This window comes from Paenibacillus cremeus (assembly GCF_007786445.1).
GTDB lineage: Bacteria > Bacillota > Bacilli > Paenibacillales > NBRC-103111 > Paenibacillus_G > Paenibacillus_G cremeus.
Genome location: NZ_VNJI01000021.1, coordinates 12,452 through 30,077, shown reverse-complemented (window position 1 = coordinate 30,077; position 17,626 = coordinate 12,452). Strand labels below are relative to the sequence as shown.

General features: G+C 55.8%; 19 protein-coding genes and 1 pseudogene. 17 read left to right on the top strand and 3 right to left on the bottom strand.

Annotated elements, in window-relative coordinates; all coding sequences use genetic code 11:
- Nucleotides 1–2 precede the first annotated feature (2 nt).
- Nucleotides 3–485, top strand: coding sequence for a hypothetical protein (locus tag FPZ49_RS17410; protein ID WP_144849229.1), 483 nt, complete (start codon nt 3–5; stop codon nt 483–485).
- Nucleotides 486–856: 371 nt separating this feature from the next.
- Here the strand turns inward: FPZ49_RS17410 and FPZ49_RS17405 are convergent, their stop codons facing one another.
- Nucleotides 857–1,474 carry an SGNH/GDSL hydrolase family protein gene (locus FPZ49_RS17405; protein WP_186445882.1) on the bottom strand — a complete coding sequence of 206 codons (618 nt, stop codon included), beginning with the start codon at nt 1,472–1,474 and terminating at the stop codon, nt 857–859.
- A gap of 13 nt (nt 1,475–1,487) precedes the next feature.
- Entirely contained in the window at nt 1,488–2,885 is a 1,398-nt protein-coding gene (locus tag FPZ49_RS17400) for an FAD-dependent oxidoreductase (protein ID WP_144849223.1), read from the bottom strand.
- Between the two features lie 151 nt (nt 2,886–3,036).
- On the opposite strand from FPZ49_RS17400, the gene FPZ49_RS17395 reads away from it, so the two are divergent.
- The 5 genes from FPZ49_RS17395 to FPZ49_RS36810 all read left to right on the top strand — a co-directional run bounded on the left by FPZ49_RS17395 (nt 3,037) and on the right by FPZ49_RS36810 (nt 6,366).
- Nucleotides 3,037–4,083, top strand: coding sequence for a LacI family DNA-binding transcriptional regulator (locus FPZ49_RS17395; protein ID WP_144849220.1), 1,047 nt, complete (start codon nt 3,037–3,039; stop codon nt 4,081–4,083).
- A 98-nt stretch (nt 4,084–4,181) separates the two neighbouring features.
- Nucleotides 4,182–4,439, top strand: coding sequence for a hypothetical protein (locus FPZ49_RS17390; protein WP_144849217.1), 258 nt, complete (start codon nt 4,182–4,184; stop codon nt 4,437–4,439).
- 30 nt (nt 4,440–4,469) lie between these two features.
- A complete protein-coding gene (locus FPZ49_RS17385; protein ID WP_261381462.1) occupies nt 4,470–4,811 on the top strand; it encodes a retropepsin-like aspartic protease in 342 nt (113 codons plus the stop codon).
- Between the two features lie 458 nt (nt 4,812–5,269).
- Entirely contained in the window at nt 5,270–6,133 is an 864-nt protein-coding gene (locus FPZ49_RS17380) for a patatin-like phospholipase family protein (RefSeq protein ID WP_144849214.1), read from the top strand.
- A gap of 98 nt (nt 6,134–6,231) precedes the next feature.
- Entirely contained in the window at nt 6,232–6,366 is a 135-nt protein-coding gene (locus FPZ49_RS36810; RefSeq protein WP_261381461.1) for a hypothetical protein, read from the top strand.
- Between the two features lie 53 nt (nt 6,367–6,419).
- Here the strand turns inward: FPZ49_RS36810 and FPZ49_RS17375 are convergent, their stop codons facing one another.
- Nucleotides 6,420–7,559, bottom strand: coding sequence for an MBL fold metallo-hydrolase (locus FPZ49_RS17375; protein WP_144849211.1), 1,140 nt, complete (start codon nt 7,557–7,559; stop codon nt 6,420–6,422).
- A gap of 94 nt (nt 7,560–7,653) precedes the next feature.
- Here FPZ49_RS17375 and FPZ49_RS17370 point away from each other — a divergent pair, with 94 nt between their 5' ends.
- The 11 genes and pseudogenes from FPZ49_RS17370 (at nt 7,654) to FPZ49_RS17315 (ending at nt 17,455) form a co-directional block, all read left to right on the top strand.
- The gene (locus tag FPZ49_RS17370; protein WP_144849208.1) at nt 7,654–7,836 is read left to right on the top strand and encodes a DUF3934 family protein; all 183 of its coding nucleotides are present in this window, start codon (nt 7,654–7,656) and stop codon (nt 7,834–7,836) included.
- Between the two features lie 40 nt (nt 7,837–7,876).
- Nucleotides 7,877–8,305, top strand: coding sequence for a HEAT repeat domain-containing protein (locus FPZ49_RS17365; protein WP_144849204.1), 429 nt, complete (start codon nt 7,877–7,879; stop codon nt 8,303–8,305).
- A 174-nt stretch (nt 8,306–8,479) separates the two neighbouring features.
- Nucleotides 8,480–9,844, top strand: coding sequence for an acyclic terpene utilization AtuA family protein (locus tag FPZ49_RS17360; protein WP_144849202.1), 1,365 nt, complete (start codon nt 8,480–8,482; stop codon nt 9,842–9,844).
- A 3-nt stretch (nt 9,845–9,847) separates the two neighbouring features.
- Nucleotides 9,848–10,204 carry an AtuA-related protein gene (locus FPZ49_RS17355; protein WP_144849199.1) on the top strand — a complete coding sequence of 119 codons (357 nt, stop codon included), beginning with the start codon at nt 9,848–9,850 and terminating at the stop codon, nt 10,202–10,204.
- Nucleotides 10,205–10,219: 15 nt separating this feature from the next.
- A complete protein-coding gene (locus FPZ49_RS17350) occupies nt 10,220–11,359 on the top strand; it encodes an acyl-CoA dehydrogenase (protein ID WP_144849196.1) in 1,140 nt (379 codons plus the stop codon).
- Nucleotides 11,360–11,371: 12 nt separating this feature from the next.
- Nucleotides 11,372–12,154: an enoyl-CoA hydratase gene (locus FPZ49_RS17345; RefSeq protein ID WP_144849194.1), complete on the top strand. Its 783-nt coding sequence runs from the start codon at nt 11,372–11,374 to the stop codon at nt 12,152–12,154.
- A 6-nt stretch (nt 12,155–12,160) separates the two neighbouring features.
- The gene (locus FPZ49_RS17340) at nt 12,161–13,708 is read left to right on the top strand and encodes an acyl-CoA carboxylase subunit beta (protein ID WP_144849191.1); all 1,548 of its coding nucleotides are present in this window, start codon (nt 12,161–12,163) and stop codon (nt 13,706–13,708) included.
- A gap of 42 nt (nt 13,709–13,750) precedes the next feature.
- Nucleotides 13,751–14,221 carry an acyl-CoA thioesterase gene (locus tag FPZ49_RS17335; protein WP_144849188.1) on the top strand — a complete coding sequence of 157 codons (471 nt, stop codon included), beginning with the start codon at nt 13,751–13,753 and terminating at the stop codon, nt 14,219–14,221.
- A gap of 135 nt (nt 14,222–14,356) precedes the next feature.
- Nucleotides 14,357–15,295 (top strand): annotated as a pseudogene (locus FPZ49_RS36805) (Rpn family recombination-promoting nuclease/putative transposase).
- A gap of 255 nt (nt 15,296–15,550) precedes the next feature.
- Nucleotides 15,551–16,144 (top strand): Uma2 family endonuclease, encoded by a 594-nt coding sequence (locus tag FPZ49_RS17320; RefSeq protein ID WP_144849179.1) that lies wholly within the window; start codon nt 15,551–15,553, stop codon nt 16,142–16,144.
- A gap of 135 nt (nt 16,145–16,279) precedes the next feature.
- Nucleotides 16,280–17,455 (top strand): serine hydrolase domain-containing protein, encoded by a 1,176-nt coding sequence (locus tag FPZ49_RS17315; protein ID WP_186445880.1) that lies wholly within the window; start codon nt 16,280–16,282, stop codon nt 17,453–17,455.
- The last annotated feature ends 171 nt before the right edge of the window (nt 17,456–17,626 follow it).

Sequence of the window (17,626 nt, the reverse complement as noted above, 5' to 3'; positions counted from 1 at the left end):
AGGTGACTAACGGCTCGCCCATTCAACAGGAAATTGAACGACAGCTGAATGTGAAGCTGGACTATGAGCCGATCCCGGCAATCAACTATGCGGAGAAGAAGACACTGCTGGCGACGAACCATCTGCCGGACATTCTCCAGATCGAGAAGCAGGATGTGAACGATTTTGCTTCTACGGGAGCTTTGCTGCCGCTCATGGGCTATATGAATCGGGGACTGATGCCGAACTTCAAGAAGCAGTGGGATGCGATTCCCAACTTGAGGCGGCTCACGGTAGACGGGGAGCTGTATGGATTTCCTGCAATCGCCCGGAATGAAGCAAAGAATGGCTTTGGTCCCGTCATCCGGATGGATTTGCCGGAAAAGCATCACCTTCCGGTGCCCCGCACATTCGATGAACTGCTGACGGTGCTCTCACAATTGAAAGCGCTGTATCCTGATTCGGTGCCCTGGTCGATTCGCACGCGTAGCCTTATGGCTTGCTAGGACAGGTCAAGCTGTTTAGCAGGGTGGAGGTAAGGTGGCGCTGAGCCTATAGCGGGCCAAATAAAATGACCCCCGAATCATGGATTCGGAGGTCATTTTTTCGCGCGCATTATAGCCTATCGCCCGCTGAACTAATAAACTAGTATACGCAGAGGGAGCATTTTACTATAATGGAAACCGGAATTGCAGAGGGAAATAACAAGGAGCAGGAGAGGGTGTCATGCGTACCAAAATTATTGCCCTAATTTTCATCAGGTTGTTATGGTTCACTTCCTTAAATCCATTAACAATTTATGCGGCTGAGGAAGTTTGAGTAAGGCAAAGAAGGTGGAGCGGGGAGATTCCCTGCGCCACCTTTTTTTGTAACAAGCCTACAGCCCAGCCAAAAACGGAATCGCTACATCCGCGATTCGCCGATGTCCGGCCTCGTTCGGATGCAGGCCATCGGAAGTAAAATGCGGCAGTGTGAGCTTGTTCAGCCCGCTGAGCGCGTACAGATCCAGCACAGGCAGCGCATACATGCGGCCTAAGCCGATAATCGCCTCGACATAATCGCTTAACCGATGTCCAGCGGCATTCGTATAAAAAATATCGTAGCCGTCCTTATCCCGGTGAAGCGGGGTCCATAGACTGAGGCGGCAGCGCGGGTTGCGCGTTAGAATATGCTCAATCATCCCGCGATAGGCGCCATAGAACGTGTGAATGTCCGTCATACCAATGTCGCCAATCGGCTTATCGAGGCGAAAATCGTTCACCCCCGCAAACACGGTCACGCAGTCCAAGTACTCGGCAATCGTTCGGCCGACATGTGTCGTGGCTCCATAATCCCGATCCCCTCCGGCTGTCATCGGGCAGCCGCTCACCGCATAGTTGATCACCTCGGAGAAGCCCAGAGCGGCCTGGACGAGCGGCTGATAGCCACCCGCCGCCGTAATGCTGTCCCCGAGCGTGCCCCAGCCTTTTCCTTCCCATCTGCTTCGGCTTTCCAAAGGCGATGCCCCCTTACTTGCATTCATCCTCAAAAGTGACGCTGCCCACCGCTGCGGCGACATAGGCTTTGCCCGGCTGCTCGCCAAGCCATGCGCCCTGCGCGATCAGATTGCGCTGCAGCTCAGCAATCGGCACCTCGCGGAAGCCCGCCAGGCCAGCGGCGCTAGCCATGGCAGCGGCTACGCCGGCCGCCTCGCCCATGGCGAAGCAGTTCGGCATGACGCGCAGCGACCCCTGCACCGGGCGGTCGGACGAGACGGAGCGTCCGGCGACGATCAGGTTCGATTTGCCCACCGGCAGCATGCAGCGATAAGGGACGCCGTGCGACTGTCCTTTTGGCAGGTGCTTAATCGTCATCGTGCTGGTCGCGTTCGCCAAATGAATGTCGATGAAATACGAATTGCGGGCGATATCGTCCTCGAACGTGCGCATCGAGAGGAAGTCCTCCACGACAAGCGTGTAGTCCCCTTGAATACGGCGCGTTTCGCGAATGCCGATCTGGTCGCCGGAATGCACGAGATGAATGTGTTCAAAGCCCGGTACATACTTGCGCAAGAACCGGATCTGCGTATCAATCAGCTTGCGGCCCTCGATGGCGGCGCGGGTCAAGTCCTCCGCCTTCGTCCCGTCGATGCCGAAAATATGGCCGAAGTTAAAGCCGACCACGGAGTCAGAGATCCACGCCATGCCCGAAATGCGCTTGCGGCCCTCTGGAAGGTCGCCGTTTTGCTGCGCCTTTACGACCGTTTGCTCCAGTTGCTTGTGCTCGCCCGTTTCTTCGAGGAACTGGTAGAACCGGGCTTTGTCCGCACCGGTCACCACATAGCACATCGTCCCCGGCTGCAGTTCGCCTTGCTCTCCGCCCACCTGGAACGGAACACCGGCGAGCGCCGCCAGATCGGCATCACCCGAGGCGTCGATGTACAGCTTCGCCTGTACGACGGAGCGGCCCGACTTGTTGCTAATGATCAGCCCGCTGATGCGGTCGCCTTCCAGCAGCACTTGATCAGCCACCGTATGGAACAGCACTTGAGCGCCGCTGGCCAGCACGGCCTCATCATAGACGCGCTTCAGCGTCTCCACGTCAATCGGCACCCAATCAAGCTGCTCCTTATACTGCTTCAAAAAGCCTTCCCCAGCCGCCTGCTTCATCTTTTCCAGCAAATCCAGCCCAATCCCCCGAATGACGGGCTTTTCCCCGTCGGTATACGGACAGAAGGCGGGGACAAGGGCAGCGGTTCCCATGCCTCCCAGGTAGCCTCGCTGCTCGATGAGCAGGGTGCTCGCTCCATTGCGGGCTGCAGCCATCGCCGCCGCTACGCCGGAGGCGCCGCCTCCAACGACGACAACGTCCGGCGTATAGCTGACAGGAAGCGCTTGAGACGGGATTGTAATCGTTTGCTTAACCATGTTAAATTCCTCCCGAGAATGATGTAGGAATACCTTTACCTTTTATTATAGAATCCGGCCTGAGAGGAACTAGTTTAATTTTTGTTTAACTAAAAAACCGCGCGTGGTACGATGAACAGACAGCTGCAAAGACGGGGGGAGCCGAAGGAAGATGCCGATACGAAAAGAAGTGACGCTCAAAACGATTGCCAAAACGCTGGGGGTAACGGTACAAACGGTATCGAAGGCGCTAAAAGGCAAGCCTGGCATGTCCGAAGCGACCCGCCAGCGGATCGTCCAAACAGCGGAGGAGCTGGGCTACTACACCTCCGATCAGATCCGCAGCTTGAAGCTCGACTACATTGCGCCATATCCGACCAAGCGGCTGCGCTTTGTGCTGGTGCAAACACAGGAGGGGCTCGCCTTTCACCGGCTCCTGCTGCAAGGGCTTCAGGACCGGTTCATCGCCTTCGGCCACCAGATCGAGCTGCTTATGCTGCCGAGGGAGATCAAGGAGCAGCACATGGAGGCGTGGCTCGAGGACAGCGGGCTTGCGTACGCCGACGGCATCTTCATTGCGCCGAGCATCGTGCCTGAGACGTGGGAGCCACATCTGTTTCGGCTTCAGCAGCCGCGGATTTTGCTTAATTTTCCACCCCCCGGGGTCAAAATAGACAGCGTCATCTGGGACGTGTACGAAGCGGCGTATCAGGCGGTCGCTTATTTGTTCAGTCTGGGACATCGACGAATCATGTATGTGGGGGATATTCATCAGCAGCGGGGCTTTATTTTGCGCTGGCAGGCATTTGGCTATGCGATGGACCGGTTCGGCGCCGAGGTAGACCCCGGCATACATTCGATCGGACAGCGGAGGAATCGACCGTGGCAGGAGCAGCTGATGCAGCAGCTGGAGTGCTATAAGCCAAGTGCGATGATTTGCGGCATCAACGATGAGGTGCCGATCGTTTATCGCTTGTGCCAGGAGCTCGGCTGGCGCGTGCCGGAGGACGTGTCCCTGATTGGCTTCTTGAACGAGCAGCCGGAGTCGCTGCCGTTGTTCACAAGGCCGCTGCTTCCAATCTGCGAGACCGGGTACCGCGCCGCCGACCGCATGCTCTGGCGCATTGCCAATCCGACGCTGCCGTTCGAGCATATCCGCATCCAGAGCGATTTGTTCGTCGGCAGCACGACGGCCGTGCCATCCGCCGATAGGCGTTAACTGTCGGATGACCCTTGTCCACTCGGACATGTACATCCTTGTTCAGGCTTATGCTATACTGAGAGTAGTTACAAGTAAGGTTTCTGGAGGTGACCAGGATGCGCTGGGAAGAGGTTCGTGAACAATTTCCTGAAGAGTGGATTGTATGTGAGGCATTAAAGTCTCATTCAGAGGATGGATACTGGCTTATCGACGAGGTGGCAGTCCTTGATCGCTTTGAAGATTCGTCTGTTGCCATGAAACGATACTATGAGCTGCATCGGGCACAGCCTTACCGGGAATACGGCTTTTTTCACACATCTCGCGAAACGCTCAGGCTTCGAGAGAAATGGGCGGGGGTACGGGGCCCGAGATGAAAATGGATATGAAGTACGGATTACCTTTTATTGAAGTGGTCATTTGTTATCGTGGTGAATTTGAGAAATGTGTTGCTTGATACAGGTTCGGCAGGGACTATTTTCAGCGCAGATGTAGTGGATGCCATCGGTGTTAAAATTGAGCCGGGGGACTTTTTGAATAAAATCAGAGGCGTGGGCGGAGTCGAGGTCGTGTACTCCAAGCAGTTTGACTTTGTGCAGGCAGGGGAAGCAACCCTGGAAGGCTTTGAAGTGGAAATTGGAGAAATGAACTATGGAATAGAGATTGACGGCATTATTGGTTTTGACTATATTCAATCAGCCGGTTTGGTGATTGATTCTAAAGAATTGACTGTGAGGGCGAGGGACTAGAGCTACGCCACCTTGCCAAACAACCTGAGCATCGCACTCCGTCGAATTGTGATTTTGCACAGCCACGCTTCACTTACATGAACCCCTATCCGGTTTGCGGACGTGCCCATACTAGTTTGAAAAAGACGACTTGGCCAACCTTGAACAGTGGGCCTTTTTTTGCTGTGATCGAAAACTTGCCGGAACAGACAGCGCGGAGAACTATATTTGTAGATGAACTAACATCTTCACCCTCTCCCCACCACCCGGGGGATAAGGATCGAACGCCTATAACGCAGCCCTAATTATTTTGTTAGTATTGCTCAACTATCCTGCCCTTTCGTTCAGCAGCTAGTTTTTATGTGTCGACATTCGGACAATGTTCTTGTCATCCGACATTAAAGCATGGGCTTTCGATTGCGCGCAGCTCCGTGTGCTATACTAAAGCAATATAACGAATTATCAAGGAGTGAGGGCAGATGGATTCCATTGGACTCGTGCTGGAAGGCGGAGGCATGCGGGGCGTATATACGGCGGGCGTGTTGGAGTTTTTTGCCGAGCAGGAGCTCTATTTTCCATATATCATCGGCGTTTCGGCCGGAGCGTGCAATGCGGCGAGCTACGTCTCCAGGCAGCGGGGGCGCAACCATATCGTGAATGTCGAGTACACCGTAGATCCGCGCTACGTTTCCTTGCGGAATTGGTGGGAGAAGCGGCAGCTGTTCGGCATGGACTTTTTGTTCGATGAAGTTCCGAACCGGCTGGTGCCCTTTGACTTTGAAGCGTTCCGGCAGGCAAAAGAGAGGTTCGTGATCGGAACGACGGATTGCGCTACAGGGCAGCCGGTTTATTTTTCCAAGCAGGACCCGGACTTTGATGCACTGACGGTCATGCGCGCCTCCAGTTCGCTGCCGTTTATCGCGCCGATTGTGGAGTACGGGGGGAAGGAGCTGCTCGATGGCGGCATTTCCGATCCGATTCCGGTTCGCCAGGCAGAGCGGGACGGGTTCAAGCGTAATGTCGCCATCCTAACGCGAAATGCAGGCTACCGCAAAAAGCCAAATCGATTCACCTGGATGCTGAGGCGTGCGTATCATGCCTATCCGCAGCTGATTCGGGTCATGCAGCAGCGCCATGAGCTCTATAATGAGACCTCGGCATATATTGAACAGCAGGCCCGTGACGGGGCGGTGTTCGTCATTCAGCCGCAGGTGCCGCTCTCCGTCGGCCGGATCGAGCGCAACAAGGACAAGCTGGACGCCTTGTACAAGCAGGGCTACGCCGATGCCCGGGCAGCCTATCCGGCTTTGCTGGAATGGGTAGGGCGTAAGACACCCGAATAAGCTGGGATTTTTTAATAGAGAGAGGTTTAATAGATTGCTAGATTGGTAACAATAAGAATATTATCCCAATCCAATCGATAAGCCGAGGTGATCTTGCGATGAAAAAAGCCAGCGCCAAGAAGCCGCTCCTCTCCACCCAAAATCCTGCCATCATTCACAACCGTTATCATTTTCTCATGTGGGCCAAAACGGGGAATCCGAGCCATCTGACGAAGCTGCTAGAGACCCGTTAAGCGAGAAAAAGCAGCAAAAAACGCCGGACATGACATCTCCGGCGTTTTTTTGCTCACTGCGGGTCTCTCCACCAGGCAGAGGAGGAAGTGGCGGCATCGGTCGAGCGGATCGGGACGGGCTCGCCGAGGCGCGGCGTGACGATGGTCACTCCGCGTTCTTTGGCCGCTCGGCTGGCTCGTTCCACAGGATCGTCCCACTCGTGGAGCGACAATGTGAAGGCGGCCCAGTGAATCGGGATCATGCGCTCGCCTTTTACGTCCAGATGAGCCTGAACCGTCTCTTCAGGCAGCATATGAATGCCCGACCAGCGCTCGTCATACTGGCCGCACTCCATTAAGGTCAGGTCGAAGGGACCATACGTCTCGCCAATCTCGCGAAAATGCGGCCCATACCCGCTGTCCCCGCTGAAAAACAGCTTCTCATTCCCGCCGTCGATCACCCAGGAGCACCACAACGTAGAGTTGGACCCCGTCGTGCCGCGTCCCGAAAAATGTCTGGCCGGCGTACACGCCAGCTTCAAGCCTGCGTATTCGAACTCGTCGCCCCAGCCGTGCTCTTCGATGGACGACTTCGGTACGCCCCAGCGCTCCAAATGCGGCCCGACGCCCAGCGGGACAATAAAGCGCCGAACCCGGTCTTTAAGCTTCTGAACGGAACCGTAATCGAGATGATCGTAATGATCATGCGAGTAGATGACCGCGTCGATCTCCGGCAGCTGATCCAGGTCGATCGGGGGCTGCTTGCTGTAGCGGGCCCCGCCGATCATCGGGAAGGGAGAAGGCACCTTGCCCAGCATCGGATCCAGCAGCAGCGTCAGGCCTGCGATCTTCACCAGCAGAGCGGAGTGGCCAAACCAGACGACGTGCGATTCCCCGGTTTGCCCGGGCACATAGCGATCCATGACGAGGGGCCCCGGCGGCTTGCGCTTCGGATCGCTTTTCGCATATTCAAACATCACTTTCACCGTCTCTGCCGGCTTCAAGCCTCTCTTGGTAGGGATCTGATTCTGAAATTTTCCTCCCTCATAGTTGGCGTACTGCCGGTACTTCTCACGCTGCTCTGCGGAGGGCGCTTTTCCGAAGGGGCGATAGCTCGCCGTAAACAGGACCGCGAACGCGGCCAGTAGAATGAGAATCAGGAGTAGGGTCACGAGCTTCAGTCCTTTTTGTCGCAAAGTTTTTATTGCAGTCATTATACCCTTAACCGCCCCTGAAGTGGAAATCGGTGCCGATTTATGATAACGTTACAGAAAGTTTAAGCTCGGTGGAGTAAATGGAGTGATTGGGATGAGCAAGGCCAAGGGCAAAGGCGGGACAGGCAGAGGAACCGACAAAAAGGGGTGGAACCGCTGGCAAGCCAGTGCCAACCGGGCTAAGAACGCCCCCAAGCCGTATAAAAGCAAAGGAACCAAACAAACAGATGCGGCGTCGACTGCCAGCAGTGCGAAAAGCAATAAGTCCGAGGGATAAATGCCATGGATTATTTTAAACAAGGGATGGGATCAAGTAAATGAATCATGAACTGCCTGATAATTATGAGCAGCTAAAAACGGCCGCCAACCGGACGTCGAGCTGGAGAGAGCGCTTGACCGCGGTTGAGGAGCTGGGGAAGTGGAACACCCCGCAAACGATTGATGTGCTTAAGCATCGTCTGATGAACGATACAGTGTATCCGATTCAAGAGGCGGCGTTTCGCAAGCTCCGAGCTTTGGGCGAGGATATTCAGCTGCCGGCGAGAAAAAAAGGCGAGTTAATTAAGGGCGTTAACAAAGTGCTGGTGCGGATCAAAAAAAGCTTGCCCGATGAACATACGTTTGCCGAGTTCAAAGAGAAGCTGCAGAAGATGCGACTAGATATTTATGACGCGTACGAAGGCGACAAGGGTGACCAGTTTGAGTCGTGGCTCGAAAGCACATGGGCTTCTTTGACTAGGAAGTAGAAAGTTCATCGTTAGCAGATTAGCCCGCTTGAGGATCAGTAAAGTCCTCAGGCGGGCTTTTTTGCCATGCCGTTTCAGAGGCTGGAACACGCTTCCTCCTTCAGCCAAGTAATAAACCCGTGAGCCAAACTCATATGTTAATACAGATAGCCTCAGCAGCGGGAGGGGGATGGCATGAAGACGATTCGCATAGGAGCAGGACAAGGATTTTATGGGGACGCCCTGGAGCCTGCCATCGAAACGGCGAAGCACGGCAACGTCCAGTATCTCGTCTTTGACTGTTTGGCGGAATTGACGCTGGCGATTTTGCAAAAGGACCGGCAGCGGGACCCCGCCAAGGGATATACAGCGGACATCACACGTACGATGAGAGAGCTGCTTCCGATCGTGAAGGCCAAGGGCATGAAAATTTTAACGAATGCCGGAGGCATGAACCCGCTGGGGGCCCAGCAAGAGGTACTGCGGGTTGCCCGGCAGCTTGGTATCGAAGGCTTAAAGGTAGCGGTGGTCACGGGCGATGACGTTCGAAGCCAATTGGAAGCGTGGAAGCAGCAAGGGGTCACCCTTCAGCATATGGAAGACGGCAGAGACGTGGAAACGGTCATGGATCGCATGGTGTTCGCTAACGCGTATCTCGGAAGCGCTCCCGTAGTCGAGGCGCTGAGGCAAGGGGCCGATGTAATCGTCACCGGGAGGACAACGGATTCCGCGCTGTTCCTGGCTCCGCTGGTGTATGAATTCGGGTGGGGTCAAGAGGATTGGGATGAGCTGGCGCAAGGCATTCTGATGGGGCATCTGATGGAGTGCTCCGGGCAGGTGACCGGCGGCAACTTTAGCGGGGATTGGCAGTCTGTAGAGGAGCTGGACCGGATCGGCTTTCCGGTGGCGGAAATGCGAGCCGACGGCGAATTTTTCCTGACAAAAACGGAAGGCACCGGCGGTCTTGTTTCCGTTAACACGGTCAAGGAGCAGCTGCTGTACGAGATCCATGATCCGTCGGCGTATCGGACGCCGGATGTCGTGCTGGACGTGACGGCCGTGCGCCTGGAGGACGCCGGCGAGAACCGCGTGCGCGTAACCGGCGCACGCGGGATGAAGCGTCCTGACCAGCTCAAGGTGGTCATGGGCTATGCCGACGGCTGGCTCGGGCAGGCCATCTGCGGCTACGCCTGGCCCGACGCCTTGGCCAAGGCGCAGACGGCCGACCGCATTATTCGGAAGCAGATTGCAAGGGCGGGACTGCAGGTGCAGGACATTCAGACGGATTTCCTCGGCTATAATTCACTGCATGGGCCGCTCGCAGAGCCGCCGGGGGAAGAGCTGAATGAGGTGTTTTTGCGGATCGCGGTACGGACGGAGAGCCAGCAGGAGGCTGCGAAGCTTGGACGCTTGTTCCCGCCCTTAATGCTAAGTGGCCCTCCGGCGTTGGGCGGATTCTTAGGCATGCTGAAGCCGCGCGAGCTGCTGGGCATGTGGTCGACTCTCGTGCCGCGCGAGATCGTGGAAAGCGGGGTTCAAGTGAGCGTTTTGGAGGTGTAGCCTATGGGTCGGGTTCAGCTTCGGCATATTGTGCAGGCGCGCTCAGGCGACAAGGGGAACACGGTCAACATCGCGGTTTTTGCCCCTAGCGAGGCGCTGTACCAGGTGCTGCTTCAGGAAGTGACGGTGGAGCGGGTGAAGGCTCATTTTGCCGGGATGGTGCTGGGGGAAGTGACGCGGTATGAGGTGCCGGGGCTCTTGGCGATGAATTTGGTGTGCCGTGGGGCGCTCGGCGGCGGCGGTTCAGCCACCCTGAGGCTGGATAACTTAGGCAAATGCTATGCATCCGCGCTGATGCGGCTTGAAATCGAATTGGAGGATGAGTTGATGCCTGCCTCTAAATCACCAAGTGCCACGTAGAAAGGCGGTGGAGCGATGCAGTTCGATTATACGCAAGAGCAGTCGATGATCCGCGACTTAATTCGTGATTTTGCCGTGCATGAGGTGGCGCCTGGCGCGATCGAGCGGGATCGGACGGGGGCGTTTCCGAGGGATATTTTCGACCAGCTGGCCAAGCTGGAGCTTATGGGGCTGCCGTTCCCGGAGGCCTACGGAGGTGGCGGTGCGGATACCGTCAGCTTCGCGATCGTGGTGGAGGAGCTGAGCCGCGTCTGCGCATCCACCGGCATTACGTACTCCGCGCATATTTCGCTGGGCGGCGCGCCTCTGCATCTCTTCGGGACGGAGGCGCAGAAGATCAGCTACCTAGCTCCGTTGTGCCGTGGCGAGTATTTGGGCGCCTTCGGGCTGACCGAGCCGGAGGCCGGTTCGGACGCGGGAGGGACCCGCACGACGGCAGTGCTGGACGGGGAGGAGTGGGTCATCACCGGCTCCAAATGCTTTATTACCAACGCCAGCTACGCGCATAATCTGGTGCTCACGGCCGTCACCGACCGGTCCAAAGGGACGAACGGCATCAGCGCGTTTATCGTGCCGACGGCGGCGCCTGGTTTTAGCGTGCTCGACCATTATGAAAAAATGGGACTCCACGCCTCCAACACGACCGAGCTGGTGATGGATCAAGTGCGCGTGCCCCAAGAAAACCTTCTGGGAACCGAGGGTCAAGGGTATAAGCAGTTTTTGGCGGTGCTGGACGGAGGCCGCATCGGCATCGGTGCAATGGCGGTCGGGATTGCGCAGGGCGCCTATGAAAAATCGCTCCGCTACGCCAAGCAGCGCAAGCAGTTTGGGCGTGCGCTGTCCGCTTTTCAGGCCATTCAGTTCAAGCTGGCGGATATGGCGATGAATATTGAAGTGGCCCGAACCATGGTGTATAAGGCGGCATGGCTCAAGGATCAGGGTCGCTCGTTCAAAAAAGAAGCGGCGATGGCCAAATTGTTCGCTTCGGAAATGTGCGTGCGGGTGTGCGATCAGGCGGTGCAAATTCACGGCGGGTACGGCTATATGCGGGAGTACGAGGTGGAGCGCTTCATGCGGGACGCCAAGCTGCTGGAGATCGGGGAAGGCACCTCGGAGGTGCAGCGTATGGTCATCGCAAGTCAAATCCTAGGGTAAAAGGTGAAAAAGATGGATCAGCTGGTTTTGCGCTCCGTGAACGAGCAAGGAGTGGCGGTGATCGCCTTGAACCGGCCGCAGGCAGCCAATGCGCTCAGCATGCAGCTGCTGTCGGAGCTTCAAGCGTCGCTTGCCGAGTGCCGTGCCGATGCGTCGGTGCGTTGTGTGGTGATCACGGGAGCGGGGTCGTCGTTCTGCGCGGGGGCGGATTTGAAGGAGCGCTTTACGATGAACGAGTCGGAGGTGCGCGAGGCTGTAGCGCTTATTCGCGCGACGGTGAATGCCGTGGAGGCGCTCCCGATGCCGGTCATCGCTGCGATCAACGGCGCAGCCTTCGGCGGTGGGCTGGAGCTGGCGCTGGCCTGCGATCTTCGCATCATGGCCGAGACGGCGAAGGTGGGCCTGACAGAGACGGCCCTAGGCATCATCCCGGGGGCTGGCGGGACGCAACGTTTGCCGAGGTTGATTGGTGTAGGGCGGGCGAAGGAGCTGATTTTTACCGCCAGGCGAGTGGAGGCAGAGGAGGCGCTGCAGATCGGACTCGTGGAGCAGGTGGCCCCGGCCGGTCGTTCTGTGCTGGATCAAGCGCTCGAGGTGGCGGGGCGCATCGCCCGCAATGCTCCGATTGCGGTCGCTCAGGCCAAGCTGGCGATCAATCAAGGCTTGAGCGAGCGTCTAAGCGCTGGACTTGGAATCGAGCGGCAGGCCTATAAAGTCACCATCCCAACGAAGGATCGACTGGAGGGGCTGCAAGCCTTTCGAGAGAAACGCGACCCGAACTTCAAGGGGGAGTAGCTAAACATGACTAGCGAATTTGGCGAATCGCAGGAGAACCGGCTGGAGGAGCGGATCGAGCGGATCAAGAAGGGCGGCGCCGCCAAATACCACGAGAAAAATGCCGAGCAAGGTAAGCTGTTCGTCCGCGACCGGCTGGAGCTGCTGTTCGATCCGGGCTTCGCGCTGGAGGACGCGCTGTTCGCCAACTGCGCCGAGCCGGACCTGCCCGCGGACGGCGTCGTCACCGCCATCGGTCGAATCCACGGCCAAACCGTGTGTGTCATCGCGAACGACTCCACGGTCAAAGCCGGCTCCTGGGGCGCCCGGACGGTCGAAAAAATGCTTCGCATGCAGGAAACCGCCGACAAGCTGCAGGTGCCGCTTCTTTATCTTGTCGATTCCGCCGGTGCGCGGATTACCGATCAGGTCGAGATGTATCCGGGACGCCGCGGAGCGGGACGTATTTTTTACAACCAAGTGAAGCTGTCGGGGAAGGTGCCGCAGGTGTGCATTTTGTTCGGTCCGTCGGCCGCTGGGGGCGCGTATATTCCGGCTTTTTGCGATTTGGTGATCATGGTGGAGGGGAACGGGTCGATGTATCTCGGCTCCCCGCGGATTGTCGAGATCGTGACCGGGGAAAAAGCGACCCTGGAGCAGCTCGGCGGCGCCAAAATGCACTGCTCCGTCTCCGGCTGCGGCGATGTGCTCGCTTCCAGTGAGGAAGCCGCGATTGAGCAGGCGAGGGATTACTTGGCTTATTTTCCGGCCAACTATACCGAAAAACCGCCCGTGCGAAAGTCGAGGCCGCCTGTAGCGCTGGAACAGACGCTGGAGGAGATTATTCCTGCGGACCAGTACACCTCGTTTGATATGTACGACCTCATCGAGCGGATTGTGGACGAGGACTCGTGGTTTGACGTGAAGCAGCTGTTCGCCCGTGAGCTCATCACCGGATTGGCGCGATTGGACGGCAAGCCGGTGGGCATCATCGCAAACCAGCCGCGGGTGAAGGGCGGCATCCTGTTCCACGATTCGGCGGACAAGGCCGCCAAGTTCATTTGCTTGTGCGATGCGTTTCACATCCCGCTGCTGTTTTTGGCCGATGTGCCGGGCTTCATGGTCGGCACCCGGGTCGAGCAGGCGGGCATCATCCGCCACGGCGCCAAAATGATCTCGGCCGTGTCCGAAGCGACCGTGCCGAAGATCTCCGTCATCGTCCGCAAGGCGTACGGTGCGGGCTTGTACGCGATGGCCGGACCGGCGTTCGAGCCGGACTGCTGCCTGGCGCTGCCCTCGGCGCAAATCGCCGTGATGGGCCCGGAAGCGGCGATCAACGCGGTGTACGCGGGCAAAATCGCCGAGCTGCCCGAGTCAGATCGGGCCGGGTTCATCGCGAGTAAGCGCGAGGAGTATCGCAAGGACATTGACCTGTACCATCTCGCCTCCGATATGGTCATCGACGGCATCGTAGCGCCGAATGCCCTGCGGAGCGAATTGATCCGGCGCTTTGAGGCCTACGCCTCCAAGCGCGTCGTCTTCTCCGAGCGCAAGCATCCGGTGTATCCGGTGTGAGGCGGGTGGTAGCAGCAGCCAACCAAAGGAGGCCAACCAACGATGCGAGCAATACCGTACATTCAGCCGGATGCGCAGGGGTGGCTGGCGAAGTTTCATTTTTCCATCCCCATCAAGGTTCGCTATTGTGAAACAGACATGGCGGGGCACCTCAACAACGTGAGCTACTTCATCTATTACGAGCAGGGCCGCGTCGACTATCTCGAGCAGCTCGGGCTGTCGGATGTCCTGTTCAACGCCCGAACCGTTTCCGTCACCGCGGATCTCGAGTGCCAGTTTTTAGCGCAGGTGCTAAAAAAGGAGCCGCTGATGCTATACGTTCGCGTAGCCAAGCTAGGCCGCTCCTCGTTTGACTTGGAGTATGCCCTCACGGAAAGCTCCACCGGCCAGCTCAAAGCGGTAGGCCGCGGTGCGATGGTTTATATCGACAAAGCGAGCGAAAAGAGCATCCCCCTGCCTGATGTGGTAAGAGAGGCTATCGCCAAATATGAGGGCGCAAGCTTAGGCGGATAGTGGCCGGCCCGTACTTATTGAATCACCCGATTCCATTTGATATCATGTTGCCAATGGATGAAGCACATCCTTTCCGTACCCGCGGAAGGTGTGCTTTTTTGCGCTTGATCCGGGACGGAAAAGAGCTGCTTCTACATGCAAACCTGTAAAGGAGAGGGTATACTGGAAGAAGTACGATCTGTGAAGGGAAGCCCGATGAAGCGGAGGATGAAGCCGAAGAACGACTTCATTTTTCAGAAGCTGTTCGGGGAGGAACAATCGAAGGAAAGCTTAATCAGCTTGCTGAATGCGATTCTGGGGCTGGAGGGCGAGAAGCGCATCCGACAACTGAAGGTGAAAGAAAGCAAGCAGTTAACCAAAAAGATGATCGACGACAAGACCGGACGACTCGATATTTCGGCGGAAACGGACGATCATGTGCTATACGATATCGAGATGCAGCTGACGGATTACCGTAATATGGCCAGGCGCTCGCTTTTTTATATGAGTAAAATGTATATCGGGTCGATCACACAAGGGGACGACTACAGCAAGCTGAAGCGAACGGTCACGATCAATTTGCTTGATTTTCTCCTGTTTAAGGATCGTGAGCCGTTTTAAACGACCTTCCATTTGTATGATGATAGAGATAAGAGCTTACTGCTCACTGACGCTTTTGAAGTGCATTTTCTGGAGATGCCCAAGTTTGAGCGGATGGAGAAGGATCTGAACAATTCGCTGCACCGGTGGCTGATGTATCTGGATGAAAAGCTACCGGATGCTCTATTGAAGGAGCTGATGAAGATGGACCCGCAAATCAAGAAAACCGAGGACCTGCTGCTGAAGCTGAGCAGTGACGAAGAGACGTACCGGTTGTACGAAGCGCGCGAGCATTCGTTACTGGAACGTAATAGTCTGATCGCGGATAGTGAGGCTAGAGGTATTGAGAAAGGTATTGAGCTAGGTATAGAGAAAGGCGAGAAGAGAGCAATGGTGAGGACCATCAAAATGATGCTTGAGAAAAAAATGGACATTTCCTTCATTGCCGAGTTTTATGGCCGCTCTGTAGAGGAAATTGAGAAGCTTATGGAATAGACTTAGACGACAGGCTGCCGGATCCGGTGGCCTGTTTTGTTTTCCCTCCTCCCCCAAAAATTCCACTGTCGTAATTTTACACGTACAGCCATGGACGATGTCGTCTATCGGCAGAGGAAGTAGCGGCGGCCACGACAGCAATGGCCAAGGCGTTTTTGCTCTAGAAGCTATGGATTCCGTTTAACTGTGGGTAAAACTAATTTATGGTCTGATATAAATAGTAGAATTTTTCCATGAGAGTGGGGGAACGAAGCCATGTGTATGCCGGAACCGGCCAAGCGATACAAGTACCGTGATACGCTGGATTGGGAGGGACGATTGGAGCTTATTGATGGACTTGCCTTCAACATGACAGCTGCTCCATCGACCGGACATCAGCGTGCTGTAGTTAATCTGCTAGTGGAGTTACATACTTACCTAAAAGGCAGCTCATGTGAAGCCTTCGTGGCGCCTTTTGAGCTTCGACTCAGTGAAAGCGAAGAGTATGATAACCCCGATACGGTCTGCCAGCCAGATATTTCGGTCATTTGTAATCCCTCCCAGCTTGATGAGAAAGGCTGCAAGGGCGCACCCAAACTGGTAATTGAGGTCCTGTCCCCATCAACAGCGATCAAGGATCGAAACGAAAAGTTTAAAATCTATCAGCGATACGGTGTAGAGGAGTACTGGATTGTTGACCCGGTGAATCAAACGATTGAGGTGTATGGGCTGGAGAAAGGCGTGTACGCCAAACGAGAGGTGTTCGGAAAAGAGAGTGAACTGCATTTTCGTTTTCCCAGAGCTTCGGATCGGATTACAGGGGATACTAGGCTAATATCCCGTCATCCCCTACCAACGACTAACCCATAGCCCTTCCAAAACATGGAGAGGGCTTTATTTGTTTTCCATAAAATGGACCGTTTTACGGCAAAAAAATGCTACCCAGTGCGGACAGACTCTATTATAATTAAAGCAATATTAAAAGAATGTAAAAGAGGGCTCATCTTGACCTTACATCAGCTAGATGAACGCATCCAAGAGCTGCTGGACAAGCACCGGATCGTCGGACTCGCGGCCTCCGTCATGCGAGATGGGCGCCAGATCTGGAGCGGCGGCTATGGCTGGGCGAACCTGGATAGACGCATACCTGTGACGGAGCGGACGGTGTTTCGGATCGCATCCATTTCCAAAACCGTCGTCGCCACAGCGATTATGCGGCTTGTAGAGCAGGGGCTATGCGCATTAGAATCAGACATCGGTCAATACCTAGGCTTTCCGGTTCGTAATCCGAAGCATCCGCAGCTGCCGATCACACTCAAGCATCTCATGACACATACCTCGAGCCTTCAAGACGAATATGTCCGGTTTGTGGTCGACTCTCGCAACGAAAATCCGCCTAGGCTGCGGCTGACCGATATTTTGTTGCCCAATGGGGCCTATTACACCGACAAGCTCTGGGGCGATGGACAGCCGGGGGATCCGGGAGGCTTTGAATACACGAATCTGGGTGCCGTCATTTTGGCAACGATCGTGGAGAAACTAACGGGCGAACGCTTTGACCTGTACTGCCGCAGACATATTTTCGAACCGCTCGGCATGAAAGATACCAGCTTTAATATCAACGACATTAAGGATCTCGACGACGTCGCCACCCTGTACCAATTCAACGAGAAGGAAAATCGCTATATCGCTCAACTAGATGATTTTCAAGGCCAAAGGTCCGAGCCGATCGATTACAGCGATTATGTGCCGGGTGTGAACGGCGCGCTGTTCAGTCCGCAAGGCGGACTTCGCACGACTGTGCAGGATTTGGCCCGGTTCCTCGAAGCCCATGCGAATAGGGGGGAGCGTAACGGAGCACGAATCTTGAAGCCGGAAACCGTCGATCTCATGCATGCAGCGCATTGGTCAGGGTATCGTAGAGAGGGATTTTTTCGGAACAGCGGTCTTCAGTTTCTGATTACCGAGGATCTGATCCCAGGGCAGCGGCTGATCGGTCATTCGGGCGATGCGTATGGATTACTGAGCGACATGTTTTTTCATAAGCAGCAGCGGTGGGGCATCATTCTGTTCATGAACGGGCTTCACCAAACCAAATCGCAGCAAGGCGTGTACTTTAAGGCGGAGGAAGACCTGGCGCGGCTCCTGCACGACACCTTCCTCAAGGACAATCGCAGTTAACTCTCTCATTCGATTGCCCTTACATAGCCTTTACAACCTTATAATAGCGATGTTAGACTAGATTACATTACATCTTTAGTGTACTGGCATCTGGCGGTCGTAGGAAGCGATCCTTTCTACATCCCGTACGGAATGGGAACAGAATACTACAGTTGACAACTTTTATGGTCG